The 25,336-nt window shown below is 67.8% G+C and carries 26 protein-coding genes and 1 pseudogene; 7 read left to right on the top strand and 20 right to left on the bottom strand.

The window, feature by feature from the left end; translation table 11 throughout:
* Positions 1–1,629 carry an iron ABC transporter permease gene (locus C7H84_RS16065; RefSeq protein ID WP_240462039.1) on the top strand — a complete coding sequence of 543 codons (1,629 nt, stop codon included), beginning with the start codon at positions 1–3 and terminating at the stop codon, positions 1,627–1,629.
* Positions 1,630–1,633: 4 nt separating this feature from the next.
* Complete coding sequence (locus C7H84_RS16060) at positions 1,634–2,407, top strand: ABC transporter ATP-binding protein (protein WP_121859706.1); 774 nt, start codon at positions 1,634–1,636, stop codon at positions 2,405–2,407.
* A gap of 125 nt (positions 2,408–2,532) precedes the next feature.
* Here C7H84_RS16060 and C7H84_RS16055 read toward each other — a convergent pair whose 3' ends face one another.
* From C7H84_RS16055 to C7H84_RS16040, 4 genes are all read right to left on the bottom strand, one after another.
* Positions 2,533–3,003, bottom strand: a complete 471-nt coding sequence (locus C7H84_RS16055; protein WP_121859705.1) for an Lrp/AsnC family transcriptional regulator — start codon at positions 3,001–3,003, stop codon at positions 2,533–2,535.
* Positions 3,004–3,300: 297 nt separating this feature from the next.
* On the bottom strand, positions 3,301–3,942 hold the full coding sequence (locus C7H84_RS16050; protein WP_121859704.1) for an NAD(P)H-binding protein: 642 nt from the start codon (positions 3,940–3,942) through the stop codon (positions 3,301–3,303).
* Between the two features lie 139 nt (positions 3,943–4,081).
* The gene (locus C7H84_RS16045) at positions 4,082–4,537 is read right to left on the bottom strand and encodes an Rrf2 family transcriptional regulator (protein ID WP_121859703.1); all 456 of its coding nucleotides are present in this window, start codon (positions 4,535–4,537) and stop codon (positions 4,082–4,084) included.
* 92 nt (positions 4,538–4,629) lie between these two features.
* The gene (locus C7H84_RS16040) at positions 4,630–5,058 is read right to left on the bottom strand and encodes a hypothetical protein (protein ID WP_121859702.1); all 429 of its coding nucleotides are present in this window, start codon (positions 5,056–5,058) and stop codon (positions 4,630–4,632) included.
* Positions 5,059–5,249: 191 nt separating this feature from the next.
* On the opposite strand from C7H84_RS16040, the gene C7H84_RS16035 reads away from it, so the two are divergent.
* The 3 genes from C7H84_RS16035 to C7H84_RS16025 all read left to right on the top strand — a co-directional run bounded on the left by C7H84_RS16035 (position 5,250) and on the right by C7H84_RS16025 (position 9,197).
* On the top strand, positions 5,250–5,585 hold the full coding sequence (locus C7H84_RS16035) for a hypothetical protein (RefSeq protein ID WP_121859701.1): 336 nt from the start codon (positions 5,250–5,252) through the stop codon (positions 5,583–5,585).
* 254 nt (positions 5,586–5,839) lie between these two features.
* Entirely contained in the window at positions 5,840–7,033 is a 1,194-nt protein-coding gene (locus C7H84_RS16030; protein ID WP_121859700.1) for an ammonium transporter, read from the top strand.
* A 202-nt stretch (positions 7,034–7,235) separates the two neighbouring features.
* A complete protein-coding gene (locus C7H84_RS16025; protein WP_121859699.1) occupies positions 7,236–9,197 on the top strand; it encodes an alkaline phosphatase PhoX in 1,962 nt (653 codons plus the stop codon).
* 129 nt (positions 9,198–9,326) lie between these two features.
* Here C7H84_RS16025 and C7H84_RS16020 read toward each other — a convergent pair whose 3' ends face one another.
* From C7H84_RS16020 to C7H84_RS15960, 13 genes are all read right to left on the bottom strand, one after another.
* Positions 9,327–9,938 carry a type II secretion system protein gene (locus C7H84_RS16020; RefSeq protein WP_121859698.1) on the bottom strand — a complete coding sequence of 204 codons (612 nt, stop codon included), beginning with the start codon at positions 9,936–9,938 and terminating at the stop codon, positions 9,327–9,329.
* Complete coding sequence (locus C7H84_RS16015; RefSeq protein ID WP_121859971.1) at positions 9,935–10,357, bottom strand: prepilin-type N-terminal cleavage/methylation domain-containing protein; 423 nt, start codon at positions 10,355–10,357, stop codon at positions 9,935–9,937. Before C7H84_RS16015 ends, C7H84_RS16020 begins: the two co-directional genes overlap by 4 nt.
* A gap of 8 nt (positions 10,358–10,365) precedes the next feature.
* On the bottom strand, positions 10,366–10,899 hold the full coding sequence (locus C7H84_RS16010) for a type II secretion system protein (protein WP_121859697.1): 534 nt from the start codon (positions 10,897–10,899) through the stop codon (positions 10,366–10,368).
* A gap of 3 nt (positions 10,900–10,902) precedes the next feature.
* Positions 10,903–13,200, bottom strand: coding sequence for a type IV pilus secretin PilQ (locus C7H84_RS16005; RefSeq protein WP_121859696.1), 2,298 nt, complete (start codon positions 13,198–13,200; stop codon positions 10,903–10,905).
* The gene (locus C7H84_RS16000; RefSeq protein WP_121859695.1) at positions 13,201–13,830 is read right to left on the bottom strand and encodes a hypothetical protein; all 630 of its coding nucleotides are present in this window, start codon (positions 13,828–13,830) and stop codon (positions 13,201–13,203) included.
* Complete coding sequence (locus C7H84_RS15995) at positions 13,827–14,393, bottom strand: hypothetical protein (protein WP_121859694.1); 567 nt, start codon at positions 14,391–14,393, stop codon at positions 13,827–13,829. Before C7H84_RS15995 ends, C7H84_RS16000 begins: the two co-directional genes overlap by 4 nt.
* A complete protein-coding gene (locus C7H84_RS15990) occupies positions 14,390–14,920 on the bottom strand; it encodes a hypothetical protein (protein WP_121859693.1) in 531 nt (176 codons plus the stop codon). Before C7H84_RS15990 ends, C7H84_RS15995 begins: the two co-directional genes overlap by 4 nt.
* Positions 14,917–15,789, bottom strand: a complete 873-nt coding sequence (locus C7H84_RS15985; protein WP_121859692.1) for a hypothetical protein — start codon at positions 15,787–15,789, stop codon at positions 14,917–14,919. The genes C7H84_RS15990 and C7H84_RS15985 overlap by 4 nt, the downstream gene beginning before the upstream one ends.
* Positions 15,770–17,437, bottom strand: coding sequence for a GspE/PulE family protein (locus tag C7H84_RS15980; RefSeq protein WP_121859970.1), 1,668 nt, complete (start codon positions 17,435–17,437; stop codon positions 15,770–15,772). Before C7H84_RS15980 ends, C7H84_RS15985 begins: the two co-directional genes overlap by 20 nt.
* 81 nt (positions 17,438–17,518) lie before the next feature.
* Positions 17,519–18,721, bottom strand: a complete 1,203-nt coding sequence (locus C7H84_RS15975) for a type II secretion system F family protein (protein WP_121859691.1) — start codon at positions 18,719–18,721, stop codon at positions 17,519–17,521.
* A gap of 48 nt (positions 18,722–18,769) precedes the next feature.
* A complete protein-coding gene (gspG, locus tag C7H84_RS15970) occupies positions 18,770–19,231 on the bottom strand; it encodes a type II secretion system major pseudopilin GspG (protein ID WP_121859969.1) in 462 nt (153 codons plus the stop codon).
* Positions 19,232–19,403: 172 nt separating this feature from the next.
* On the bottom strand, positions 19,404–20,078 hold the full coding sequence (locus C7H84_RS15965; RefSeq protein WP_121859690.1) for a response regulator transcription factor: 675 nt from the start codon (positions 20,076–20,078) through the stop codon (positions 19,404–19,406).
* 34 nt (positions 20,079–20,112) lie between these two features.
* Positions 20,113–20,766, bottom strand: coding sequence for an SCO family protein (locus C7H84_RS15960; protein ID WP_121859968.1), 654 nt, complete (start codon positions 20,764–20,766; stop codon positions 20,113–20,115).
* A 615-nt stretch (positions 20,767–21,381) separates the two neighbouring features.
* Between C7H84_RS15960 and C7H84_RS15955 the strand changes: the two genes are divergently transcribed.
* Entirely contained in the window at positions 21,382–22,500 is a 1,119-nt protein-coding gene (locus C7H84_RS15955) for a histidine kinase (protein WP_121859689.1), read from the top strand.
* A gap of 12 nt (positions 22,501–22,512) precedes the next feature.
* On the opposite strand, the gene C7H84_RS15950 is transcribed toward C7H84_RS15955, so the two are convergent.
* The gene (locus C7H84_RS15950; RefSeq protein ID WP_121859967.1) at positions 22,513–23,292 is read right to left on the bottom strand and encodes a response regulator transcription factor; all 780 of its coding nucleotides are present in this window, start codon (positions 23,290–23,292) and stop codon (positions 22,513–22,515) included.
* Positions 23,293–23,818: 526 nt separating this feature from the next.
* Between C7H84_RS15950 and C7H84_RS15945 the strand changes: the two genes are divergently transcribed.
* Entirely contained in the window at positions 23,819–24,451 is a 633-nt protein-coding gene (locus tag C7H84_RS15945; RefSeq protein ID WP_121859966.1) for a lytic transglycosylase domain-containing protein, read from the top strand.
* Positions 24,452–24,556: 105 nt separating this feature from the next.
* Here C7H84_RS15945 and C7H84_RS15940 read toward each other — a convergent pair whose 3' ends face one another.
* Together C7H84_RS15940 and C7H84_RS15935 are read right to left on the bottom strand one after the other, a co-directional pair.
* The gene (locus C7H84_RS15940) at positions 24,557–25,066 is read right to left on the bottom strand and encodes a DUF1269 domain-containing protein (RefSeq protein WP_121859688.1); all 510 of its coding nucleotides are present in this window, start codon (positions 25,064–25,066) and stop codon (positions 24,557–24,559) included.
* 134 nt (positions 25,067–25,200) lie between these two features.
* Positions 25,201–25,336, bottom strand: a pseudogene (locus C7H84_RS15935) (c-type cytochrome biogenesis protein CcsB); the annotation flags it as partial.

Below are 25,336 nucleotides of genomic sequence, written 5' to 3'. Positions count from 1 at the left end.
TTGCGCGCGGGCAGCCTGTGGCTGGGCGCGGCCGTCGCGATCGCCGCGGCGGTCGCGGCGCCGCTCGCGGTGCTGGTCGCCGCCGCATTCGGCGCCGACCTCGCGCACTGGCGGCATCTCGCCGAATTCGTGCTGCCGCAGGCGCTCGTCAATACACTGCTGCTGCTCGCGGGCGTCGGCACGATCGTGACGGTGGTCGGCACCGGCTGCGCGTGGCTCGTCACCGCGTACGATTTTCCCGGCCGCCGGATGCTGACCTGGGCGCTGCTGCTGCCGCTCGCGGTGCCCACCTACATCGTCGCGTTCGCGTATCTCGACCTGCTCCACCCGATCGGCCCCGTGCAGGGCGCGATCCGCTGGCTGCTCGGCTTCGACAGCCCGCGCCAGTTCCGCCTGCCCGACCTGCGCTCGCTGCCCGGTGCGATCTTCGTGCTCGGCTTCGTGCTGTATCCGTATGTGTACCTGAGCACGCGCGCGATGTTCGTCACGCAGTCGGCGAGCCTGCTCGAAGCCGCGCGCACGCTCGGCGCGGGACGCATCGCGACGTTCTGGCGCGTCGTCGTGCCGCTCGCGCGGCCCGCGATCGCGGTCGGCGTGAGCCTTGCGCTGCTCGAAACGCTGAACGACATCGGCGCGTCGGAATTCCTCGGCGTGCAGACGCTGACCGTATCGGTCTACACCACGTGGATCACGCGCTCCGATCTGGCCGGCGCCGCGCAGATCGCGCTCGCGATGCTCGCGATCGTCGTCGGCATGATCGTGCTCGAGCGCTACGGGCGCCGCCGCCAGCGCTACGCGCACGGCCGGCGCATGCGCCCGGTCGCGCCGCGGCGCCTGCGCGGCGCGGCCGCGTGGAGCGCCGCGGCCCTCGGCTGGCTGCCGGTGCTGCTCGGCTTCGGCGCGCCGGCCGCGTACCTCGCGGTCGAGACCGGCAAGCGGCTGCATCTCGTCGGCGGCGTGTCCGCGCAGTTGCTGACCGGGCTCGCGAACACGCTGACCATCGCCGCCGCGGCGACCGTCGCGACACTTGCCTGCGGGCTCGTCGTCGCGTGGGCGGCACGTACGCAGCGCGACAGCGCACGCGCCGGGCCGGCCCGCGTGTGCGCACGCATCGCGAGCCTCGGCTACGCGGTGCCGGGCACCGTGCTCGCAATCGGCCTGCTGATTCCGTTCGCGGCGGCCGACCGGCTGCTCGGCGCGGCGCTTGGTCGTGACGGGCTGCTGCTGATGGGTTCGGCGCTCGCGCTCGTGATCGCGTACACCGTGCGCTTTCTCGCGATCTCGGCCGGCAGCATCGAAGCCGGCCTCGCGCGCATTCCGCCGTCGCTCGAACAGGCCGCCCGCTCGCTCGGCGAGACGGCCGGCGGCACGCTGCGCCGCGTGCACCTGCCGCTGCTGCGGCCGGCGCTCACGACGAGCGCGCTGCTCGTGTTCGTCGACGCGATGAAGGAACTGCCGGCGACGCTGCTGCTGCGGCCGCTGAATTTCGACACGCTCGCGACCTGGCTGTATGCGGAAGCCGCGCGCGGCACCTACGAGGAAGGCGCGGTCGCCGCGCTCGCAATCGTGCTGGCCGGGCTCGTGCCCGTGATCCTGCTCGCGCGCACCCGTCACAAGATCGGAGCCTGACACCGTGTACCTGCTCGAACTCGACGACCTCTGCGTCGCCTACGACACACCGCACGGCCGCCGCACGGTGGTCGACGGACTGAGCCTCGCGTTGCCGCGCGGCGACATCGGCTGCCTGCTCGGCGCATCGGGCTGCGGCAAGACTACCGTGCTGCGCGCGATCGCGGGCTTCGAGCCCGTGCGCATGGGGCGCATCGTGCTGGACGGCACGCCGGTCGCGGCGCCGTCGCTCGACGTACCGCCCGAGCGGCGGCGCATCGGGATGATGTTCCAGGATTACGCGCTGTTCCCGCACCTGAGCGCGGCCGACAACGTCGCATTCGGCTTGCGGCGGATGCCGAAAGCCGAGCGCCGCACCCGCGTCGCCGACTTGCTCGACCTCGTCGGCCTTGCCGATTCGGGCAGCGCGTATCCGCACGAACTGTCGGGCGGCCAGCAGCAACGTGTCGCGCTCGCCCGCGCGCTCGCACCCTCGCCTGAACTGCTGCTGCTCGACGAGCCGTTCTCGAATCTCGACGTCGATACGCGCGAGCGGCTCGCGTTCGAGCTGCGCGACATCCTCAAGCGCACGGGCCACACCGCGATCCTCGTCACGCACAACCAGGCAGAAGCGTTCGCGATCGCCGACCGGATCGGCGTGATGAAGGACGGCCAGCTCGCGCAATGGGACACGCCATACGCGCTGCACCACCATCCGGCGAGCCCGTTCGTCGCGGAATTCGTGCGCCGCGACGCGCTGGCGGATGAACGCGCACGTGCGCTGGCGCGCGGGCGCTGAGCGCAGGCAATAGCGCCGACGGCGCGGCAGCGGCACGCAAATATTCAACGCTCAACACGCAAGCAATCGGAACGCACCAGCGAAGCGCATCCACTCACCATCGCGCCGTATCACCGCCTCGTACCCTACACCTGCTCCGACAGGTCGCGCACCGGCAGCGCGGTGGAATACTTGATCTGCTCCATCGCGAACGACGAGCTCACGTCGAACAGCGGCACCGCACGAATCAGCTGCTTGTACACGCGATCGTAATCGTCGATGCCGGTCACCACGACCCGCAGCAGATAGTCGGTCTCGCCGCTCATCCGGTACACCTCGACGACTTCCGGCATGTCGCGCACGGCCTGCGTGAAACGCTGCGCCCACTCCTCGGTGTGCTGGTTCGTGCGGATCGCGACGAACACGGTCGTGCCGACGCCGAGCTTGCGCGGATCGCACAGCGCGACCTGCGCGCGGATCGCGCCGGTTTCCTTGAGCCGCTGCACGCGCTTCCAGCACGGCGTCTGCGACAGGTTCACGCGCTGCGCGAGTTCCGCGATCGGCAATGTGGCATCGGCCTGCAACAACTCCAGCAGCTTGCGATCGATAGCATCCATTTACCCCGCCCCTGGTTGATAGAAATTTATTCTATGCATCATGCATGACGGGGAACAATATGGAAACCGCCGCGCGGCGTCGACCGGGATAAATACCAATCAGGAATGGAAGGATCGGCGACCGGACCGATCGCGCACGCGATGCGCGCTCGATCATCGGTACGCCACACGAAACAGGCGATTCCATCCGTCGAGATGGAATCGCCTGAAGTCGCTTGCTACTGCGTGGCCCGCGGGCCGCACGTGGTGAACGCGGCGCTTGCGCGCCGCGTCGCCGTGCCGTCGCTCAATAGTCGCTCAATACGCGACCGTCGCGATCTCGCGCACGAAGCTTTGCTGCTCGAGCGCATCGACGAACGCGACCGCGTAGTCTTCCGCCGAGATCTTGCTGTTGCCCTGCGCGTCCGCGATCAGCTTGCCGACGCCCGTTCGGAACGTGCCGGTGCGCTCGCCCGGTGCGATCAGCGCGGCCGGCGCAAAGAAGGTCCAGTCGAGATCGCCGACCGTCTTCAGATAGTCGAGCGCATCGCGGTGCGCGAGCGCGACCGCCTTGTACGCGTCCGGGAAACCTTCGGTGTCGACCAGCTGCTTGCCCGGCGCGACCTCGAGCGAACCGGCGCCGCCCACCACGACGAGCCGCTTCAGCCCGGCCTGACGTGTGCCGGCCACCAGCGCGCGCGCCGCCGCGACGACCTGCGCGGCATCGTCCTGCTTCGGACCGTACGCGCTCGCGACGACGTCGTGGCCCGGCAGCACGGCCGCGATGCTGGCCGCATCGAACAGGTCGGCCGCCTTCGCGGTGATGCCGTCGCCGGCCGCGCCCGGATGGCGCGACAGCGCCGTCACGCGATGGCCGCGGCGCACGGCTTCGGCGGCGATGCGCGAGCCGATCATCCCGGTGGCGCCAAACAGTGCGATGTTCAACGTGCGTTGCGTCATATCGATTCTCCAGTAAGAAAAAAAGTAACTAAAGCAATTACATATAAGACCGAAAAAAAACGGAGCGAAACTCCGTCGTGCCGGCCGCCGCGCGTGCGCGCCGCCCGGCCTCCTGCCCTGCATCATCCGTTGCCGGCCGTCACCCGCCGGCGCTTCCCGCCGACCGGTCGCGCTGCTCGGATTCGAGCACGTCTGCCGTGACGTCCGCAAGCGTGCGTGTGGCAAGCGACGCTTCCATCGCGCGCTGCGCGTCGCCGATATAGTCGATCAGCACGCCCTGGATGTGGCGCCCGACGAGACACGCGGGATTCGGCGCCTCGCGGTGCAGCGCGAACAGCTGCGCATCGTCGACCGCGCGATAGACGTCGAGCAGCGTGATGTCGCCCGGCTCGCGCGCCAGCAGCGCACCGCCTCCCGCGCCGAGCTGCGACGTGGTCAGCCCCGCGGCCGCCAGCATCGACAGCAGACGGCGAATCAGCGCCGGATTCGTGTTCACGCTGCCCGCGATGATGTCGGACGACAGCGGCACGCCCTCCTGCATCGACAGCAAGGCAAGCACGTGAACGGCAAACGCGAACCGGCTGCTGGTATTCATTCCTGACTCACTCGGCGACGCCGGCCCGAACCGCAGCCCGCGACAATGTGTAACCACTATAATTACATTTCACGGATTGCACAAGGGCGCGTTTATTCGCCGCTGGCCGGCTTCGAACCTGCCGCGCCTTGCTGGCTCCACTGCTGGAGCTTCTTGCCGGCCTCGGCCATCTTCGCGCCGGCTTCGGACGCCGCATGCGCGACGACCGCGGACGCGGCCGCATCGAACTGCGCCTGCGCAGCGGACGCGAGGCCGCTCGCGGACAGCGGCGGCACGGCCGACGCCGCGCTCGCGATGCCGGCCTTGGCGGCGTCGATCTGCTGGTTGACGGTGCTCGCCACCTGGTCGAGTGCCTTGGCAGCGCTGTTGGCGGCAGCGGTGGCCGCGCTCGCGGCCGTATCGGCTTGCGTGGCCGGCGTGCCGGACTTTTCGCAGCCGGCGAGCAACAGCATCGCACCGACGGCCGCGGCCGCCAGCACGGACCCGGGCACGCGACGTGCCCGCGAAATCTTCATCTTCATCAGCAATCTCCGGCGTGCGCCGCACGCCTGAATGGTTGGACCGACGTCGATGATACCGCCTTCGCAACAGGGCCAATGACGACCGCCGATTGAAAATACCTTTCGATTTCGGACTTGTCTGATTCAATCGCACGCGCGCCGGCACTAAAGTGGGCAGGCCTCAATCCGCTCTGTCCGCTCTCCGTTTCTTCATGGCTTTCCTCATCGATTGGTTCATCGCGCTGGCCGCCGCGCTCGCCGCCACCCTGTTCCTGTGTCTGCGCTCGCCGTCCGCGACGCGCCTGCGCGCCGCCGGGCGCCCGCGCCGCGTTGCTTGCGCGCGCCTGCTCGCGCAAGCGGTGATCGGCTTCTGGACGGCCGCGCTGATCGTCGCGCAAGGCATCCTCGGCCCCGATGGTCACGGCCAGTCGAATGCGGGCTTCGCCGCGCTCGCCTTGGCGGCGCTCGGGCTGTCGACGGTCGCAGCCTACTGGTGTGCGTGCGCGCTGCGGCTGCGCCGGCCCCGCGCGCTGTTCAAGCACCGCTGACGCGCCACGCCGGTGCATCGCGGCGCACCACGCCGCACCGCGCAGCGCCGTGTACGCACCAGTTACGCACGTCTCGCACCACGTACGTGCACCGGCCGCGCTGTCCGCGTCGCGCGCGGCACGCCCCGCAACCGTGCACGCACCACCGGAATGTCGTGCGTAGCGGCCCTTCCGCACCAATTGCACGCAGACTTTCCCCAAGTTGGCCCGGTACTTGCATTCCTTGCCCGTTTTTTGCGCAAGGAAGCCACGGCATGGATGGTCTGAAATCCGGCGTCGACACACTGTTCCTGTTGATCGGCGCCGTCATGGTGCTCGCGATGCACGCGGGCTTTGCATTCCTCGAGCTCGGCACGGTCCGCAAGAAGAACCAGGTCAACGCGCTCGTGAAGATCCTGGTCGACTTCTCGGTGTCGACGCTCGCTTACTTCTTCATCGGCTATACGATCGCGTACGGCGTCGAGTTCTTCGACGACATCGGCTCGCTGTCGCAGCACAGCGGCTACGCGCTCGTGCGCTTCTTCTTCCTGCTGACGTTCGCGGCTGCAATTCCCGCGATCGTGTCCGGCGGCATCGCGGAACGCGCGAAATTCAATCCGCAGCTCGTCGCGACGCTGATCATCGTCGGCTTCATCTATCCGTTCTTCGAAGGCATCGCTTGGAACGAGCGCTTCGGCGTGCAGGCCTGGCTCACGCACGCGTTCGGCGCACCGTTCCACGATTTCGCGGGATCGGTGGTCGTGCACGCGTTCGGCGGCTGGGTCGCGCTGCCGGCCGTGCTGCTGCTCGGCGCACGCCACGGCCGCTATGCGAAGGACGGCCGGATCGCCGCGCATCCGCCGTCGAACATCCCGTTCCTCGCGCTTGGCGCATGGGTGCTCGCGGTCGGCTGGTTCGGCTTCAACGTGATGAGCGCGCAGACGCTCGACAAGATCAGCGGCCTCGTCGCGGTGAATTCGCTGATGGCGATGGTCGGCGGTACGCTCGCCGCGTGGATGGCCGGCCGCAACGACCCGGGCTTCACGTACAACGGCCCGCTCGCGGGCCTCGTCGCCGTATGCGCGGGCTCCGACGTGATGCATCCGATCGGTGCGCTCGTCACCGGTGCGGCGGCCGGCGCAGTGTTCGTCGCGATGTTCACCTGCGTGCAGAACAAATGGCGCATCGACGACGTGCTCGGCGTGTGGCCGCTGCACGGGATGTGCGGCGCGCTCGGCGGCCTCGCGGCCGGCGTGTTCGGGCAGCCCGCGCTCGGCGGCCTCGGCGGCGTGGCCTTCATGTCGCAGCTGATCGGCACACTCGGGGGCATCGTGATCGCGACCGCGGGCGGCACGCTGGTCTACGGCGCGCTGAAGGCGACCGTCGGGCTGCGGCTCGATCGCGAAGCCGAATTCGACGGCGCCGACCTGTCGATCCACCGCATCTCGGCGACGCCCGAGCGCGACTGAGCGCAAACCTGAGCGCAAACGCTTGCGACCGGCGTCCGGCAGTGCTCCTGACGGGCGCCCCACGCATCATTACGTTTTCAATTCAAAAAACTTTCATCTAGCGTCCCTACACTTCCGTCCAGTTTTCAACTTGCCTTCGCGCTGCTTGCTGTTCGCCTGCTTCGCGAAGGCCATTCTTCCAACATTCGAAACTGGACTCCACATGCCCGCGTCGCCCAATGCTTCCCGTCGCCACGCCCTGAAGATCCTCGCCGGCGCGCCGATGCTGCCCCTTTCCGGCCTCGCGCTGCCGGCCCTGCTGACGGGCTGCGGCGGTGACGATCCCGCGTCGACGCCGGCGCCGGTGGCCGCCGCCTACACGTCGGCGGCGTTCTCGGCGATGGCCGCGCCCACGCTCGACAACGCGGCCGCGATGGCCACGACGACCGTCGGCTCGACGCTGTCGGTGTCGTTCTCGGACGGCTCGTCGCGCAACTTCAAGCTCGCGTACCGGCCGTTCTTCGTGACGGGCGACCTGGTGCCGGACGGCAACGGCGGCACGACGCTCGCGGGCGGCTACTACGACATCAACAACCAGCCGATCATCGACCGCTCGGTCGCCGGCAAGGAACGCCAGTTCTATTCGGACTGCCCGGACGGCAGCTCGCTGCTGACGCTGAAGAACGCGAACGTGGCCGGCGTGAAGGGCAACACGGTGTTCGCGGTCGTGCAGTTCGAATACACGACGCGCGACCAGGCGAGCGCATCGCAATACGGCCAGTTGCCGTCGCCGATCGCGGTGATCACGCTCGACCAGGATCCGTCGAACGGCGCGCTGAAGGTCGTCAAGTATCACAACGTCGACACGTCGAAGGCGCACGGCCTGTGGATTACGTGCGGCGCGAGCCTGTCGCCGTGGGGCACGCACCTGTCGAGCGAGGAATACGAGCCGGACGCGACGAAGGCCGCGACCGACGCGCAGTTCAAGGCATTCAGCAAGAACACGTTCGGCGACGAGACGAAGGCGAACCCCTACCACTACGGCCACCTGCCCGAAATCACGGTGAACCCGGACGGCACCGGCACGGTGAAGAAGCACTACTGCCTCGGCCGCATCTCGCACGAGCTGATCCAGGTGATGCCGGACCAGCGCACCGTGATGATGGGCGACGACGCGACCAACGGCGGCCTGTTCATGTTCGTCGCCGACAAGGCGGCCGACCTGTCGGCCGGCACGCTGTACGTCGCGAAGTGGACGCAGACGTCGTCCGCCGGCGCCGGCAGCGCGACGCTCACGTGGATCAAGATCGGCCACGCGACCAGCAGCGAGATCGAAGCGCTCGCGAACACGCTGAAGGCGTCGGACATCATGGACCTGGTGACCACCGATCCGAACGACGCGAGCTACACGAAGATCCACTTCGGCGGCAAGTTCAACTGGATGCGCGTGAAGCCGGGGATGGAGAAGGCGGCCGCGTTCCTCGAGACGCACCGCTATGCCGCGCTGATCGGCGGCAGCATGGCGTTCACGAAGCTCGAAGGCACGACGGTGAACGCAAAGGACAAGATCGTCTACACGGCGATGTCGCGGATCGAAACGTCGATGGTCAAGGGCAATGCTGTGTCGCGCGACGTCGCGGTGGACAAGAAGATCGCCGCGGGCGCCGTCTACGCGCTGAACCTGAAGGCCGGCCAGCGCGACACGTCGGGCGGCACGATCGACAGCGAATGGGTGCCGGTCGACATGGGCGCGCCGGCCGCGCTCGTCGGCGAGGACCTCGCCGCGGCCGATGCGCTCGGCAACCTCGCGAACCCGGACAAGATCGCGAACCCCGACAACCTGAAGTTCTCGGAAAAGCTGCGCACGCTCTTCATCGGCGAAGACTCGGGCATGCACGTGAACAACTTCCTGTGGGCGTACAACGTCGACACGAAGTCGCTCGCGCGCGTGCTGTCGTGCCCGGCCGGCGCAGAATCGACGGGCCTGCATGCGGTCGACGAGATCAACGGCTGGACCTACATCATGAGCAACTTCCAGCACGTGGGCGACTGGGAATCGCCGCTGCATGACAAGGTCAAGCCGACGCTCGATCCGCTGGTGCGGGCGAACTACAAGGACCGCTTCGGCGCAAGCGTCGGTTACCTGACGGCCGAGCCGACCAGCATCAAGCTCGCGAAGGCCTGATCCGCGGCACCGTGGGGCCGCGCGCCCCTGTCACGCTTTCTTCATCACGTTTCATTCGTCGGCGCTCCACGCCGTTTGATGCGCGATGCCCGTCGCGGGCGTCGCGCTTTTTTGCGTATGGCCGCCGCGTCAATGCAGGCCGCCCGGGCGCCGTCCGGGCAGCGCGCCGCCCGGAAAACCGGACAGGCTCGTCGGCGCGCTGGCCGACAGCGCCGGCGCCGCCGGCGATGCTTCGTCGGCCGATGCGGCCAGACCCGGAGCGAGGTAAAGAAACTTCCATTGCCGGTAGGTTTCGATGCCCTCGAAGTCCCTGTATCGCTCCGGAAATCCCGCGCGCTTGATCGGCGCGCCGTCCGAGCTGCTGGATACGCCGTAGAAGCGGTCGCCCCGCCACAGGAACGACCAGTCGTTCTTGCCGCTGACCGGATCCGGATACGCGCGACGCAAATGATGCATGGGTATTGCAAAGCGGGTATCGACCAGCAGGTCGTCGACCGTTTGCGGATACACGCGCCCGACACGGTAGTACGCGACGATCGCCCTGCGGTACTGATCGCCGACGAACAGCAGCTGCCGCTCCTGCTCGCGGCGCCGCTGCAGCGACCAGACGTCCAGCGCGCCGGCCAGCGCGATCGACATCAGCATCAACGCAATCAGCAACGCAAGCAGCACGAGCCCGCGCTGGCGCCCGCGGCGGCGGCCATGCGGCGCGCGCGCGACGCCGCGCCCGGCCCGCTTCATTTCGCCGCCCCAGCCGCAGCCGCAGCCCCAGCCGTTACCGTTGCCGCGACGCCCGGCGGCACGCCCTGCGCGCTGCTCGCGGGCCCGACGTCGTACACGCCCGGTTTGGTCTCGTCCGGCGATGCAAGCGTCGCCCATTTGTCGTCGCCGTTCACCGGATCGACCGGCACCGCGCGCAAATAGTGCTTCGCGACCAGTTCGTCGAGCGTCTCGGGATACTGCCCGTTGTCGCCGTAATACTGGTCGATCGCATTGCGCATCACCGCGAGGTTCTGGCTTCTCACCTGCTCCTTGCCGCGCTCGATGCTGTGCATGTAGCGCGGCACGGCCAACGTCAGAAGCAGTCCGATGATGGCCATCACGACCACGATTTCGATCAGCGTAAAGCCGCGGATCCTGCGGATGCGAGCGGGTTTCATGATGACCGTCACCACTGTTTGTACGGAATGCCGTTGATGCCGATACGCGCCGATTTCGACGTCACGTCGAACACGTCCTTGCCGGCCTCGACGCCGCCAGGAGGGCCGTCGGCCGCCGGATCCGGCGGCGTGCCGTACGCGCGCGCGTCCCAGGTGTTCTCGGCCGGCGTATCGGGATCGCCGGCGAAGAACGGATCGCGCGGCACGCGGCGCAGGAACATCATCATGCCGCCCTTCGGGTCGCGGACGTTCTTCACGCCCGTCACGAGCACGGCCAGCGACGGCGGATAGCCGGACGCTTCCGCCTCCTTCTCGATCTGCCCCGCATCGCTCGCGTCCTTGTACGCATCGAGCGCCGTGCGGATCTCGCGCAACGCGGCACTCAGCTCCTGCTCCTTCTGCCGCTGCACGATCAATTCGGAGAACGGCATGATCGCGAGCGCGAGGATCGCCACGAGCGCGAGCGTGATGACCATTTCGATCAACGTGAAGCCGCGCAGGCCGACGCGGCCGACGCGAGTCGCTGCGTTGCGCGCGGCCACGGCTCACTTCCCGACCGGGCGAAGCGGGTTTTCGCTCGGAATGTCGCCCGCGGGCATCTGCAGCGTCGGGGGCGGGGCCGCCGGCGCGGCGGCCGGTGCAGTGGCCGGTGCGTTGGCAGCAGCTGCAGCCTGCTCGGGCGGCGCAGGCGATGCAACCGGCGTCACGGTGGTGCCCGGCGCGGGCGCGACTTCATTGCCCGCCGGTGCGGCCGACTGCTCCGCCGCGGTGGCCCCGCCGGCGCCGGCGGCCGGCGCGGACAACACCGGCTGAGGCCGCGCGAACCGCCCGCCGTACGGGTCGGGCGGCGGCGTCGTGCGCGGGGCGGCCGGCGGCCGCCCGAACGCGCCGCTCCCCGGCGACGCTTGCGCACGGCTCGCCGCGGCCTCCAGCGGCGACGCAGCCGCGCGACCCGTGGTCCCGCCGCCCACGCTGCCCGGAACGGCCTTCGCCTCCGGCGCCGCCGGCACCGCCTCCGCGCTCAGCGTCACCGGATCGAGTCGCAACTGGTCGGCGTGCACGTTGACGTCGGTGCCCGACCACACTTCCTGCGTGTCCGCATCGGCCGCCACTTGCGGCCGGACGATATGCGGCGTGATCTGCAGCACGATCTCGGTCTTCTTGTGATCGCCGCCGTGATCCGAGAACAGGCGGCCGAGCACCGGCAACTGCCCGAGACCCGGCACCTTGTTCGCGTTGCGGCGGTCCTCGTCCGAAATCAGGCCGCCCATGATCTGCGTTTCGCCGTCGCGAAGCCGCAGGCTGGTCGACGCGCTGCGCGTACCGATCTGATAGGCGAGCGAGCTCAGCCCCTGCGAGTTGCCGCTCGAGATCGTGTTGGTGATGTTGCTGACTTCGAGATTCAGCTTGATGCCGACGTCGCCGTCGCGATAGACCTGCGGCTCGACCTCGAGCTTGATGCCCACGTCGAGGTACTGGATCATCTGCGTGAATGACGGGCCGCTGGTGCTCGGCGTGCTCGAGCTCGAAATCACCGGCACCTTGTCGCCGATCATGATGCGCGCCTTCTCCTTGTTGCGCGCGCGCAGGCGCGGGCTCGCAAGCAGGTTCGCGTCGGTATCGGTGAGCTTGAAATCCGCGGTGGCCGACAGGCTGCTGACGTTCAGCGCGTTGATGGGCAGATGGTGCAGCACGCCCCAGGTACTGGCCGAGCTCGGTGTCGACACCGTAAACGAGTTCGGCCAGTTGATGCCGAGCTGCGACATCCGGTCATGCGATACCTCCAGCACCTCGACCTCGAGCATCACTTCCGGCTCGGGCAAGTCCTGCGCGGCGATCATCTCTTCCGCGACCTTGATCATGTCCGGCGTGCCGCGGATCGTCACCGTGTTCGCGCGCTCGTCGATCACGGCCTCCTTCACCTTCAACAGGCTCTTGAACAGCGACTGGATCTGCTTGGCGTCGACGTTCGACAACTGGAACGTGCGCACCTTGAGCTCCTGGTACTCGAGCTCCTTGGCCGGCGTCGCCGGGTAGATGAACAGCGTATTCGCGTTCATCTGCTTCTTGTCGAGCTGGTTCTGCAACAGGATCATGTCGACCGTGTCCTGCAGCGACGCGTTCTGCACGAAGATCGTCGTCTTCAGGTCGGCGCGCACGTCGCGATCGAAAATGACGTTCAGCCCCGACGTGCGCGACAACGCCTCGAACACCATCCGCACGTTCGCGTCGCGGAACTGCAGCGACACCGGCGTGCGCATGATCGACGACGACGCGAGCTTGTCGTCGCGCTCCGCGTGTTGCTGGCGGCGCTTTTCGTCGAGCTCCGCCTGCATCCGCGTCGCCATCGCGTTGGCGGGATCCTCGACCAGCACGCGATGCACGCGCTCGGCCGCCTGCGCGTACGAACCGCGCTTCATCATGCGATCCGCTTCCTGCAGAATCGCAAGATGCTTGCGGTCCTGGTCGATCATCGCGTCGATCCGGCGCGCACGCTCGCTGGTCGGATCGAGCTGCTTCGCCATGTAGACCAAGCGCGCCGCGTCGTCGAACTCGTTCTGCCGGCGAAACGTGTCCGCGTTGTCGAGCAGCTGGTTGATCGCGTCGTTACGCTCGTGCAACGCGTCGATCTTCACCTGCGCGTTGGTGGGGTCGTCCTGAAGGTTCGGCACATGCGCACAGCCGCCGCATGCGAGCAGCGCCGCGGCGATCGCCAGCGCGCGTTTCGTCGCGCACCGCTGCAACGATGCCGGCCGTGCATCGACCGAGGCGGCGGAACCATCGCGTGTCGACCGGCCGCCATCCCCAGTGCGGCGCGCATCCCGTGTACGTAGCGTTTCCATTTATTTTCCTTCCACTGGAATGGGCACCATCTGGACCTGGTTCAGCGGCAGATAGGTGAGCACCACGTTCGACTCGGACACCGACTCGACGCGATACTGACTGTCGATCACGTCGCCCGGTGAAACGATCAGCAACTGATCGCCGTTGCCGAGAAACACCTGCGGCTTCGACGCCTTGGGATCCTGCTGGCCGAGATAGACGAACGGCACCGGCGGCGCGGTCGGCGGCGCCGGCCGTATCTCGGGCGCCGGCGGCACGACGGGCGGCGGCGGCAGCCACGATGACGCGGTGAATGGATCGTGCGCCGCGTCGACCGACACGGGCGCACGCAAAGCAGCGAGTCGTTCCCGCGGTGTGATCGGCGCGTCGTGCGCCGCCGGCGACGACGCGGGCGCGGCCGATGCGGCAAGCGATGCCGACGCGGCATGCGATGCCGATGCGACGTGCGTGCTTGCCGGTGCGGGCGCCGTCCGTGCACCGGCACGATGAACGATGCTGGGCGCGGCCGCCGGTGCCGGCTGCTGCATCGCGGCCACCAGCACCCGATATCCGGTACCGGCGACGACCAGACAGCCCAGCACGAGCGCGAGCCGCGTGCGTGAAGCAGGCTTCGTGATGGCGGAGCTCATGGCTGGGCGCTCCGATAGACGAGTTCGAAACGCACCCGCGCGTCGAGAATGCTGCTGCCCACTGCCGGGCGCTCGACGTGGATTTCCTGCAGCGCCGCGTTCGGCACGTGGTTCAGCACCGACGCGAGAAAATGCCGGATCGCGCCGTACTCGTCCTTTACCGGCAGCAGCACCTGGTAGCGCGCGAAGCGCCCGCCCGACTCGGTCGTCATCTGGTACTCGGCAGAGCCCAGTGTCAAATGGCTGTCGCGTGCCTGCTCGAAGATCGATGCGATGTCGTCCGCGCTTTGCGAAAAAGCCGGAAAGAGCGCGGGCAGCGCGTCGAGCGCGATCGCATCCGCCGCCGTGCCGCGCACCTCGGCGGGACGGTGGCCGTGCGCGGCGCGCACCACACCGGACGGCGCCAGCATCGCGCGCGTGTCGGACTCGACGCCCGCGATCGCCGCGTACGTGATGGCCGCGGCGCCGAGCATCAGCACCCCGGCGAGCCCCGGCAGACCGAATGCGCGTCGCCACTCGAAGCGAAGCGTGAGCAAGCGGTCCGCGAAACGATCGGCTTTCATGATTTCCTCCAGACGGCCGTGATCTGGAAACGCACCGGCTTGCCCGCCACGTTCTCCTCGACGAGATGACCGTTCAGCGTCGCCTCGCGCAGCACGACGCTCGTCTGCAAGTACTTCAGGTACGCGAGCATCGCGTCCGGGTCCTTCGCTTCGGCCGTGATGCGAATCTGGCCCTGCGCCGGGTTCTGGTCGATGCCGATCAGCGCGACGTCATGGCCCGGATAGTCCTCGACGATCGAGAACAGCCTCTGCCACGGCACGGTCAGTTCGCGCAGCACGGCCTGGCTCTGCTTTTCCGCGAGCCGGGCGGCCGCGCTCGGCGGCGGCTTCACGACGTGTTGCTGCGCGAACACGTGACGCTGGACGACCGCCAGGCTCTCCCTGATGCGGTCGTTTTCCGCGTACGCGTGCCAGAGCCGGACCGCGCATGCGCCCCACAGCAACGCGGCCACGCCGAGCAGGATCGCGCCACGCGTGCCGATGCGCGCGCGGCGCCGGCAAAAATCGATGTCGAGCGCGTGGATCATGATGCGTACTCCAGCAAGCGGCGCGCGGGTGAACCGTCGAGCGCCGTGGGGGCCGGCAACACGGCCGCGGCGAAACGCGCGTCGAACGGCGCGGCATCGATGTCGACGCCGGATAGATAGACCTTGCACGCGTCGCGCTTCAGGCCCGTGCGCAGCGCCGAGCGCTCGAACAACTGCTCGGCGAGTTCGGCCAGCCGCGACGCATCGCCGGACTCGCCCGGAAAGAGGCGCTGCGTGTCGTACGCGGCCCACTCGCCGCGCTCGATCATGACCGCCTGCAGCAGCGCTTCGCCGACGACGAGCAGCATCGCGTCGCCGTCCGGCTTCACCGCGAACCGGTTGAGCGTCTCCGGAAGCGCCGCGCGCAGGCAGCGGATCCGCACGTCGCCGGCTGCGCCCGTGCCGAGAATGCCGTCGTAGAGCGTGCGCGGCAGCGCGCTGGCAAAGAGCGCGCGGCCGCCATGCCGCACGTCGAAGCGCGCGACCAGCGACTCGGCGGCGACGCCGTACGTGTCGGAGAAATGCGCGAGTGCGATCTCCTCGAGCTCGCGAGCGTGCAGCGCGCGGAAGTCTCCGCGCAGGATGGCATGACAACACCAGAAATCGTCGAGCACGACGTGCGCGCCGCGCGCCGGCGCCCCCTTCCGGTTCGCGCCAGCCTCGGCACCTGGCGTCGCGGCCAGCGCGGCGCGCAGCGCATCGACCAGCGCCGTCTCGCTGCCGAACTGGTCATCGGGAATCACGACGCTCAGCGGCTCGGCGACGAACCCGCGCCGGCCCGGCCGCCACGGCGCGCGCGGGCGCATGCCGACGACGATCTCGTGCGTACCGACGCCCACGGCAAGACGTTCATTCGACCATGGTGACACGATTGATCTCCTCGAGCGTCGTTTCGCCGCGCCTCACCAGGTCGATCGCCGACGCCCGCAACGTCGCCATCCCGTAGCGCAGCGCCGCGGCCTTGATGTGTCCGAGCGGCGCGCGCTCGGACAGCAGTTGCCGCAGTTCGTCGTTCATGCGCAGCGCCTCCGCGATCGCCCGCCGGCCGCGATAGCCGCTGCCGCGGCACATCGCACACCCGGTACCGCGGCGAAACAGGTAGCTGCCGGCCGTATCCGGATCGATGCCCGAGCGCGCGAGCGCATCCGCGTCCACCGTGTCCTCGTCGAGACAGTCCGGGCAGCACTGGCGCAGCAGCCGCTGCGCGATGACGCCGTTCAGCGCCGATACGAAGCTGTACGGATCGACTTCCATGTTCGTGAACCGGCCGATCACGTCGAACACGTTGTTCGCATGCACGGTGGTAAACACCTGATGGCCGGTCAGCGCGGCCTGCACGGCGATCTGCGCGGTTTCGGGATCGCGGATTTCGCCGACCATGATCTTGTCCGGGTCGTGCCGCAGGATCGAGCGCAAGCCGCGCGCGAACGTCAGGCCCTTCGCTTCGTTGACCGGAATCTGCAGGATCTCGCCGAGCTGGTACTCGACCGGATCCTCGATCGTCACGATCTTCTCGAGCCCGTTGTTGATCTCGGTGAGGATCGCGTAAAGCGTCGTGGTCTTGCCGCTGCCGGTGGGGCCTGTGACGAGCAGCATGCCGTACGGCATCGACGCGACCGACCGCATGAAACGCGTGTCGGCCGGCTGGAACCCCAGCGCCTCGAGCGTCAGGCCGCCCGACGCCTGGGAAAGCTGATAGCGGTCGAGAATCCGCAACACCGCGTCCTCGCCGAACTGATTCGGCATGATCGATACGCGAAAATCGATTTCGCGTCCCGCGTACATCGCCTTGAAGCGCCCGTCCTGCGGGATGCGGCGCTCCGCGATATCGAGCTCGGAGATCACCTTCACGCGCGACAGCACCTGATCCGCGACGTCGCGGCCCTCCACCCGCCCCACCACCGTCAGCACGCCGTCGACGCGGCACTTGATCATCAGGCCGCTCGCCCTGCATTCGAGGTGGATGTCGCTCGCCAGCATCTTGAGCGCATCGTAGATCGTCGAATTGAGCAGACGCACCACCGGGCTGTCGTCGCTGCTGATGCCCTGCAGCGTCAACGCGAGCGACGCCGGATCGGGCGCGCACTGGATCGGATCGTCGAACGCGAGCGAATCCATCGCGCGGATGTCCTTCTCGCGCACCGCGAGATAAGCGCTCAGGTCGCCCGCGCTCGCGAGCGCCCACTCGTACGGCAGCGCCGGGTGCGCACGCATCCGGTGTTCGATCCAGCCGCGCGTGCGGGCATCGAGCGGATCGGCGATCGCGAACAGCAGCGCGCCGCCGTCGGGATCGCGCAGGCACACGCAGAGCCGCGCCATCGCCTCGACGAACGGCACGCGCTCGAAATCCGGCTCCAGGCGGTTCAGCTCGCGTATGCCGATCGACTTCATCCGGAACTGCGTGGCGAGCCGCTCGCGTATTTCGTCCGCGCCGAGCGCCGTGTGCGCCGTCAACGCCTCCAGTGCGCGAATACCGGAGCCGTGGCGTTCGCCGAGCGTGCGCAGCAGGTCGCGCAGGCCGGCATCCGCGTCGCCGTCGGGATCGGGATTGGGATCGAGGGGAGAAGTGACGGTGTCCACGCGCGTCTCCAGGACGGTCTACTGAATGCTCGACGCGATCTCGAAGATCGGCATGTACATCAACACGACGATGCCGCCGATCACCACGCCGATCACGATCATCATCGCGGGTTCGATCAGTCGCGAAATCAGGTCGATCGTGCGCGACACCTGCGCTTCCTGGAACGCGGCGATCCGGTCGAGAACGGGCCCGAGCCCGCCGGTCTTTTCGGCCACCGTCAGCAGGCGATAGCCGATGGCGTTCGCAAGGCCCGCCTGCTGGAACGCATCGGACATCTTCGCGCCGTTGCGGATCTGCTGCAGCGCGGCTGCAAGCGCGGCCTGGTCCGCGCGGCCGACCAGGCCGCGCGCGAGGTCGAACGCGCGAATGGCGGGAATGCCGCCGTCGACCAGCATCGCGGTCGTGCGATAGAACTGCGACTGGCGAAACACGCGGAAGTGTTGCCCGATGCCGGGCAGCGCCAGCAGACGGTCGGCGAGCCAGATCCGCAGGGCCGGCCGCCGCAGCGCGACGCCCGTGGCCACCGCCAGCACGGCCAGGCCGCCGGCGAGCCCGGCGCCGTGCGCGTGCACCATGCTGCCCCACGCCATCAGCAGCCGCGACATCAGCGGCAGTTCGCGCCCGCTGTGTTCGAGCAGCGTCGCGAACCGCGGCACCACGAAGCCGAGCAGGAACAGCACGACGGCCGCGCCGACGAACAGCAGCACCGTCGGGTAGATCGCCGCCGACACGACCCGGGCGCGCAGTTCGCGCAGCGTCGCGCTGTTGGCCGAATAACGCGTGAGGCTGTCGGCCAGCCCGCCGGTCTGCTCGCTCGCCTTCACGCACGCCACCAGCACCGGCGGAAAGATCGGGCTCGCGTGCTCGAGCGCCATCGACAGCGACTGCCCTTCCTCGAGATGCCGCAGCAGGTCGTGATACACCTGGGCGGACGCTTCGCGCCGCGTGCTGCCGCCGAGCGTGCGCAATGCGTCGACGAGGCCGACACCCGCATCGAGCAGCGCCGCCAGCTCGCGCGCGAACATGTCGACGTCGAAGCGCGCACGCGGCATTCCGAGCCGGTTCGCGCCGCGTCGCTGCCGCGCGGCGTCCGCGCTGACCGACACGACGCGCAGGCCGCGCGCGCGAGCGAGCGATGCGGCGTTCGCCGGCGAATCGCTGTCGATCCGAAGCGTCTGCACCGAGCCGCTCGTATCGAATACCCGCAGCACGAATTTCACGTCGACTCTCCTTGCGGCATGCTCGCGCCGTGCGCGGCGACCGCGCCTCTACCACGACGAGATCGTCACGTTCTCGCCGGTACCGCTGCCACGTCCGTCCTTGCCGAGCGAAAACAGGTCGTAGTCGCCGTGTTCGCCCGGTGAACGATACTGATAGGGCCGATCCCACGGATCCACCGGGACGGCCTTCTGCAGATAGGGGCCGCTCCACCGCGATGCGCTTTGCGGCTTGTTCACCAGCGCGTCGAGGCCTTCCTCGGTGGTCGGATAAGAACCGACGTCGAGCCGGTATTGATCCAGCGCCTGGCCGAGCGACACGATCTGCGCGCGCGCGATCTTCACGTTCGACTTGCCGACCTGTTCGAAATACCGCGGCGCGACGAGCCCTGCCAGCAACCCGATGATGACCATCACGACGAGCAGCTCGAGCAACGTGAAGCCGCGGCTCGCGCACGCGCGGCACCCGCTTCGTTCGTCACGCTGCCGCCTGCCCGGCCCGCCGGCCGGTATCGAGGACGATTCGTGGCTCACGGCTTACCTCCCTGTATCGACCCGCGGCGTCAGCGCTGCCGATGTCGTTGACTGCATTCTTGTGCACGCCGGTACGCGCCAGAAGTAGGGAGTGCCGTCCATCCCCATGGGTAAATCCCCCCCAGTTGGGCCATGCGTCGATGGGGGGGATTCACACATGGTCGTCGTCGTTCAGCGCGAGCACGCCGACGTCGATCGCGAAGTGAACCAGGCCGGTCAGGTTGACGATGCCGAGCTTGCGCATCAGATTGGCGCGGTGCTTGTCCACCGTTTTCGGGCTGACCTTCAGGCACTCGCCGACCTGCCGGCTCGTGTGCCCCTCGACGACGAGGCGCAACACCGTGCGCTCGCGATTGGTCAGCGCACTCCACAAGCGCGCCTTGTGCGCGTTCGTGTCGCGCAACCCGTGCAGGCCGGCGCGGGCGCGATACGCGTCGAGGCTGACCACGCACTTGCCCTGCATCACGAAGCGCATCTCGCGCACCAGGTCGGCGAACGGCGAGTCCTTGACCACGTAGCCGTCCGCACCGGCGGCGAACGCGTCGTTCACGTCGTCCTCGCTGCGATGAACCGTGAGGACGATGATCCGCGCATGCGGCACGTTGCGCTTGATCGTCGCGATCGCTTCGAAGCCGCTGCCGCCCGGCATGGACAGATCCATCAGGATCAGGTCGGGCCGTATCTTCTCGGCGAGATGGCCGGCCTCGATCCCGCCGCTCGCCGCGCCGACGACGCAGTAGTCGGGCAGCTCGGAAACCAGGTGACTCAGGCCGACCCGCAACAGATGCTGGTCCTCGACGATCAGCACACGATGCTTGTTGTCCACTTTCGACGCTCCCTCGCAGAAACGTGGCACCTAGTTAGTCGGACGCGACGACGTCGCGATAGGCCGCGAGCAACTCGGTGGGCGTCGCGAAACCGTCGATGCGCAGCCACGGCTGGCCAGGCGCGGCCCGCACGAACGTGACCGGCGTGTGGTTCATCTTGTCGCCGCGATACGCGTTGAACGCGCGCTGCGCGGCCACGCTCGCATCGACGGTCCCGGTGTAGTGCTGCCATTCGGGGCCGGCGCCGAAGCGTGCCGCGTAGGTCCTGAGCCGCTCAGGCGTGTCCGCCTCCGGATCGATCGAGATCGACATGATGTGGATCTTGTCGCGGTCGGCGCCGAGTTCGCCCTGCAACTGCTCGAGCGTCTGGCTGATCATCGGGCAGATGGTCGTGCAGCTGGTGTAGATGAACGTCAGGATCACCGGCCGGCCGTCGTCGACCTCCCTCGCCAGCGAGACGGTCTTGCCGTCGTCGCGCACGAGCTGAACCGTCGGTATCGCATACTCGACCATCGTGTGCACTGTGCCCGGCATCACCGCATGATGCATGTGCATGCCGGCGGATTGCGTCGCGCCCTCGGTCACAGGAGGCGTGGCGGCCCTCTCGACCGCGTTGCCGGCGGGCGCGGCCGGTGCGGGTTGGGCCGGCTGTGCGGGCTGTGCGGGGACGTCGGTGGCGGGCGCCATCGCGGGTCCCGCAGCGGGCTCCGCGGCAGGGTCGGCGGCCGGCTCCATCGCGTGCTCCATCACGTGCCCCATCGCGCTGTCGGCGGCGCTCGCGTCGGCATTCCCGTCGGCGCTGTCCGCTGCGTTTCCGACTGGATGTTCGACACCGTTCTGCATGTCCTTACCCATCAGACTGTCGATGGCATCCGGCGCTGCGTTCTCCGTGGCGCTTGCGTTCGCCGCTGCGTTTTCGGTCGCCGCACCGCCGGCATTCTCCATCGCGCCGCCATCGGATGCGCACCACGCGGGCGCCGCGGCGAGCGCGACGCCCGCGACCACGAATGCGCCCATCGTCGATCTGGCGATCCTCTTCATACCAGCCTCCATGACACGAGTCAGGCAGCGGACAATTCCGTGCCCCGCGAATGCAGTGTCATGAATTTGCTCGCGAGCGTCATGGGATGACGCCCCCCAAAGGCCGGTAGGACATGCCCGCCCGGCACGTTACCCAGACGCGTGCGGCAGGCGTTTACCTATGACGAACGCGCGAAATCCCCATGTTGCGGCCCGCGTCGCTCACGTCCTAGAATGGTCGAAACCTTACGTTTTCCTGATAACTGCGCCTCGGGAGTCACCATGACTGAACGCCAGCCCGAAGGACCACGGATCAGGCTGCTCGATCTGATCGACGCGATGCGCAAGCTGCGCAGCGCGCTTCGTCACGACGATCGCAGCACCGCTGTCGTCACCGATGCACGGGGCGCCGCGCTCGCCATTCTCGCCGACGACGGCGCCTTCGTATCGGTCAATCGCAGCGCCGCTGCGCTGTTCGGCTATACGACCGCCGAACTCGTGGGCCGGCATCTGCTCGACCTGGCGCCGGACAACGCGCACGCCGAGCTGTCGACCGAACTGTCCACGCACGCCGCGCTTCAGCATCGTTCGTTCACGGCAATGCTCAGCGGGCGAAGCGGTCATCCCGCGCAATTCGTCATACACCAGCAGGCACTGCCCGGCACGTCGCTGTCGCTCACGCTGTTCGAAGAACCGCCGACGCCCGAGCCGGTTCGCCGCGGCGCCGCGGCGAACGATGCAGGCGTGCACGCGTGCCACACGTATCTGCTGATGGGCCAGCAGAAGGAACGACATCGGCTCGCCGTGGAATTGCACGACGGGCTCGGCCAGGCGTTGACGCTCATCAAGCTGATGAATGAGGACGCGCTGATGCGGCTTCGTCGCGGCGAGATCGCCGACGCGACGGATCTGCTCGACGTCGCCGTGCTGCGGATTCGCGAGACGATCGGCGAAGTGCGCCGGATCTGCGGCGAACTGAAGCCGCCGATGCTCGACAGGCTCGGCCTGCCGGCCGCGCTCGCGTCGCTGTGCCGCCGCATCGAGCGCGACGCGGGCCAGCTGTCGGTCGAGTTCAATTGCGACGTCGACGACGACGACATTCCCGAACATCTGAAGGCGGACATGTTCCGGGTCGCGCAGGAGGCGCTGCACAACGTCGTCAAACATGCGCAGGCCACCGGAATCGTGCTGGGCCTGCAACACGATGCGGGCGGGCTGCTGCTGACGATCGACGACAACGGCGTCGGCTACGAGCGCCATCCGCTTGCGACGGACGACGCGCGCGCGGCCGGGCTCGGGCTGATCGGCATGCAACACCGCATCGAGTCGCACGGCGGCACGTTCGCGATCCGGTCGTCCGCCACGACGGGCACGCGCGTGTCGGCAACCTGGCCGCTCTGACGCCGGCCGCGCTCAGCGCTTCGCGCCGCCCGCGGGATAGTCGTCCAGCGGCGCGACGGCGTCGGGCGGCTGCACGCCGTCGACGACCGGGTGGGCCGGCACGTCGCCCACGTTCGGTTCCGCGCATTTCGCCGCGAGCGTGGTCAGCAGACCCATGTTCATCGCGACGAGCACCAGTTCCGTCAGATTCGCGAGATGGAGCTTGTGCATCATGCTCGCCCGGTACTTCTCGATCGTCTTCGGGCTCAGGCTCAGGTACTGACCGACCTGTCGGTTCGTGCGCCCCTCCGCGATCAGTTTCAGCACGCTGCGTTCGCGCGCGGTCAGGATGTCCCACGCCTTCTTGGGCGCGGGCGTTTCGCGGCCGGTCACGAACGAGTCGACCATGTAGCCGTACACATCCGCGCTCAGGTGCCGCTTTCCCTGCATGACCATGCGCATCGCGTGCAGCAATTCGTCGAACGAAACGTCCTTGAGCACGTAGCCGTCGACGCCCGCACGCAGCGCCTCGCGCACGTACTCCTCGTTCTGATGCACGGTGAGCACGACGATCCGGATGGTCGGTGCCCGCCGCTTGATCATCGCACTCGCATCGATACCGTTCATCCCGCGCATCGACAGATCCATCAGGATCAGGTCCGGCGCGAGCGTCATGGCCAGGTGGCACGCTTCCTTGCCGTCCCGCGCTTCGCCGACGACTTCGTAATCGCCTTGTGCGGAAAGCATCGACCGTAGCCCGTTTCTCAGCAGATCGTGATCCTCTGCAATCATCACGCGATATTTTGTATTCACGACTTCCCCCAAGTTTTCCGCGCTTGCAACCCGTCGGATCTCGACGCCTCGTTTGCACGGTGCCGGACTATTTTTTCGTTGCCTTGTCCGGCCGGCGGCCCAGTCTCGCGAGCGACAGGCCACGCCCGTCTTCCGAGCAAGGATCGCGCCAAAGCACCGCGCGCGAGCGCCCGCGCCGGACATGCGCGCGTGAAAACGTGCCGAAATGGCGGGAATGTTGCAGGGTTGAATCGATTCGACGTGGTGTGTCGCATTAGTAGGACTACGGATGGCGGGACTATCCGATCGTTTCTGCCGCACGGGAAACGATTCATTCTGCAACCACGGTCGCAGTGAGCAGAAACCAATTGTTCCGCGTAAGAATCGTCAACTTCGTCCGCTTACCGCTCACTACCGACGATTACTTGTGTAACAGTTTTGCAGCGGCGCCGCGATGTGTGTGTCTTACGGCACCGAAGTGTAGGAGGTCGCCCCATTGCCGAGCCGATGAACCGGCCACGACAATCAGATGCAGGAGGCCAGAATGATGCACCGCCGCCCTTCATCCGGATTGGGAACAGCGCTCGTTGCCGCATGCGTGGGAATCGGCTCGGCGTGGTCGTGTGCCGCGCACGCGCAGATCTTCGGCACGGTTGCGAGCAATGGCGCCATCGTGCTGACCAACGAGCCCGGCTCGGCCAATCTGAAAGTGATCGTCGCGGCCGCCGGGCCGGCTGCATCGGCCGCATCGGCAGCGAAGCATGCCGCGCAGAAATCGGCGGTCGCGTCGTCGCTCGCGGACGTGATCGCCGAGGCAAGCCGGACGTTCAATGTTCCGCCCGAACTCCTTCGCGCGGTGATCGACGTCGAATCGGGATACAACCCGAAGGCGGTCTCGGACAAAGGCGCGCTCGGGCTCATGCAATTGATGCCGGACACGGCACGGCGCTTTTCGGCCGGCGACATGTTCGATCCGCGCGACAACGTGCTGGCCGGCGCGCGGTATCTGCGCTTCCTGCTCGACCTGTTCAAGGAAAACGTCGAGCTCACGCTCGCTGCGTACAACGCCGGCGAGAACGCGGTGATTCGGGCCGGTTATCGCATCCCGTCATTGCCGCAGACGCGCGTGTACGTGCCGCGCGTCCTTGCGCGCTACAAGCGGCTCCTCGCCGCGAGTTGAAACGCAGGCGGTGCGCACACGATCCGCTGCCCATCGAGCGATGGCGTGCGGCCACGCATGGCGGCCGGCGTCACGCCGGCCGACGGGTCGAGGAACGATCAACGATCAAGGAAATGCCGGGATGGTCGGATCTTCGCCCTGCAGATGCGCATCCGTATGGTGAAGCTTGATCGCGTCCTCGATCTCGTGAACGCGGTCGGTCGGAACGTCGATCATCATCAGCAATTCGCCGTGCTCGATGCCGTCCTCGAAACGCTTCAGGCGCGTGCTCGGCACGTCGACGCCGATCATCGTCGCCACCCATGCGCCGAAGGCCGCGCCGAACAGCGTGATCGCCACGACGATGCCGCCGCCGATCGGCAAACCGTCGGGCGGGAACACCAGCACGAGCAGCCCGAGCAGCATGCCGGTCCCGAAGCCGACCGCGGTGCCGCGCGCCAGCGACGGCAGCAGGTCGCTGCGTTGCACGAGCGTGGCCTCCGGCAACCCGTCGCGCATCACATCGTGATTGGCGAGGCAATGAATATGTCGCCACTCGATTCGCAGCGACAGCAGCTCGCCGACGATCGACTGCGCGCATTGCGCCGTCGGCAACAGAAAATAGACCCGTCTCATGGCAGCACCTCCTACGTCACCGCGCAATGCGGCGATACACCTTCAGACATTCTGGCGCGGCACGCGTGCAGCCTGTAGTGGTAATGCTCGCCGAAGTGCATGGGTAGAACACGGTAGGCGCCGCCGCGCGGGTTTCAGAGCTGCCCGTAGCTGTGCAGCCCGGACAGGAACATGTTGACGCCGAGGAACGCGAACGTCGTCACGAGCAGGCCCGTCAGCGCCCACCACGCGGCGACCGCACCGCGCAGCCCCTTCATCAGGCGCATGTGC

This window comes from Burkholderia sp. Nafp2/4-1b, from assembly GCF_003635165.1.
Taxonomy (GTDB): Bacteria; Pseudomonadota; Gammaproteobacteria; order Burkholderiales; family Burkholderiaceae; genus Burkholderia.
This window is presented reverse-complemented; position numbering and strand designations above follow the sequence as displayed.

Excerpts from the sequence above, each read along its gene's own strand:
- C7H84_RS15995 (WP_121859694.1), bottom strand. The coding sequence starts at position 14,393 with ATGAAAGCCGATCGTTTCGCGGACCGCTTGCTCACGCTTCGCTTCGAG.
- C7H84_RS16005 (WP_121859696.1), bottom strand. The coding sequence starts at position 13,200 with ATGGAAACGCTACGTACACGGGATGCGCGCCGCACTGGGGATGGCGGC.
- C7H84_RS16020 (WP_121859698.1), bottom strand. The coding sequence starts at position 9,938 with ATGAAGCGGGCCGGGCGCGGCGTCGCGCGCGCGCCGCATGGCCGCCGC.
- C7H84_RS15940 (WP_121859688.1), bottom strand. The coding sequence starts at position 25,066 with ATGAGACGGGTCTATTTTCTGTTGCCGACGGCGCAATGCGCGCAGTCG.
- C7H84_RS16040 (WP_121859702.1), bottom strand. The coding sequence starts at position 5,058 with ATGAAGATGAAGATTTCGCGGGCACGTCGCGTGCCCGGGTCCGTGCTG.
- C7H84_RS16050 (WP_121859704.1), bottom strand. The coding sequence starts at position 3,942 with ATGACGCAACGCACGTTGAACATCGCACTGTTTGGCGCCACCGGGATG.
- C7H84_RS16025 (WP_121859699.1), top strand. The coding sequence starts at position 7,236 with ATGCCCGCGTCGCCCAATGCTTCCCGTCGCCACGCCCTGAAGATCCTC.
- C7H84_RS16015 (WP_121859971.1), bottom strand. The coding sequence starts at position 10,357 with ATGAAACCCGCTCGCATCCGCAGGATCCGCGGCTTTACGCTGATCGAA.
- C7H84_RS16045 (WP_121859703.1), bottom strand. The coding sequence starts at position 4,537 with ATGAATACCAGCAGCCGGTTCGCGTTTGCCGTTCACGTGCTTGCCTTG.
- C7H84_RS16000 (WP_121859695.1), bottom strand. The coding sequence starts at position 13,830 with ATGAGCTCCGCCATCACGAAGCCTGCTTCACGCACGCGGCTCGCGCTC.
- C7H84_RS15945 (WP_121859966.1), top strand. The coding sequence starts at position 23,819 with ATGCACCGCCGCCCTTCATCCGGATTGGGAACAGCGCTCGTTGCCGCA.
- C7H84_RS15960 (WP_121859968.1), bottom strand. The coding sequence starts at position 20,766 with ATGGCGCCCGCCACCGACGTCCCCGCACAGCCCGCACAGCCGGCCCAA.
- C7H84_RS16055 (WP_121859705.1), bottom strand. The coding sequence starts at position 3,003 with ATGGATGCTATCGATCGCAAGCTGCTGGAGTTGTTGCAGGCCGATGCC.
- C7H84_RS15990 (WP_121859693.1), bottom strand. The coding sequence starts at position 14,920 with ATGATCCACGCGCTCGACATCGATTTTTGCCGGCGCCGCGCGCGCATC.
- C7H84_RS16030 (WP_121859700.1), top strand. The coding sequence starts at position 5,840 with ATGGATGGTCTGAAATCCGGCGTCGACACACTGTTCCTGTTGATCGGC.
- C7H84_RS15955 (WP_121859689.1), top strand. The coding sequence starts at position 21,382 with ATGACTGAACGCCAGCCCGAAGGACCACGGATCAGGCTGCTCGATCTG.
- C7H84_RS16035 (WP_121859701.1), top strand. The coding sequence starts at position 5,250 with ATGGCTTTCCTCATCGATTGGTTCATCGCGCTGGCCGCCGCGCTCGCC.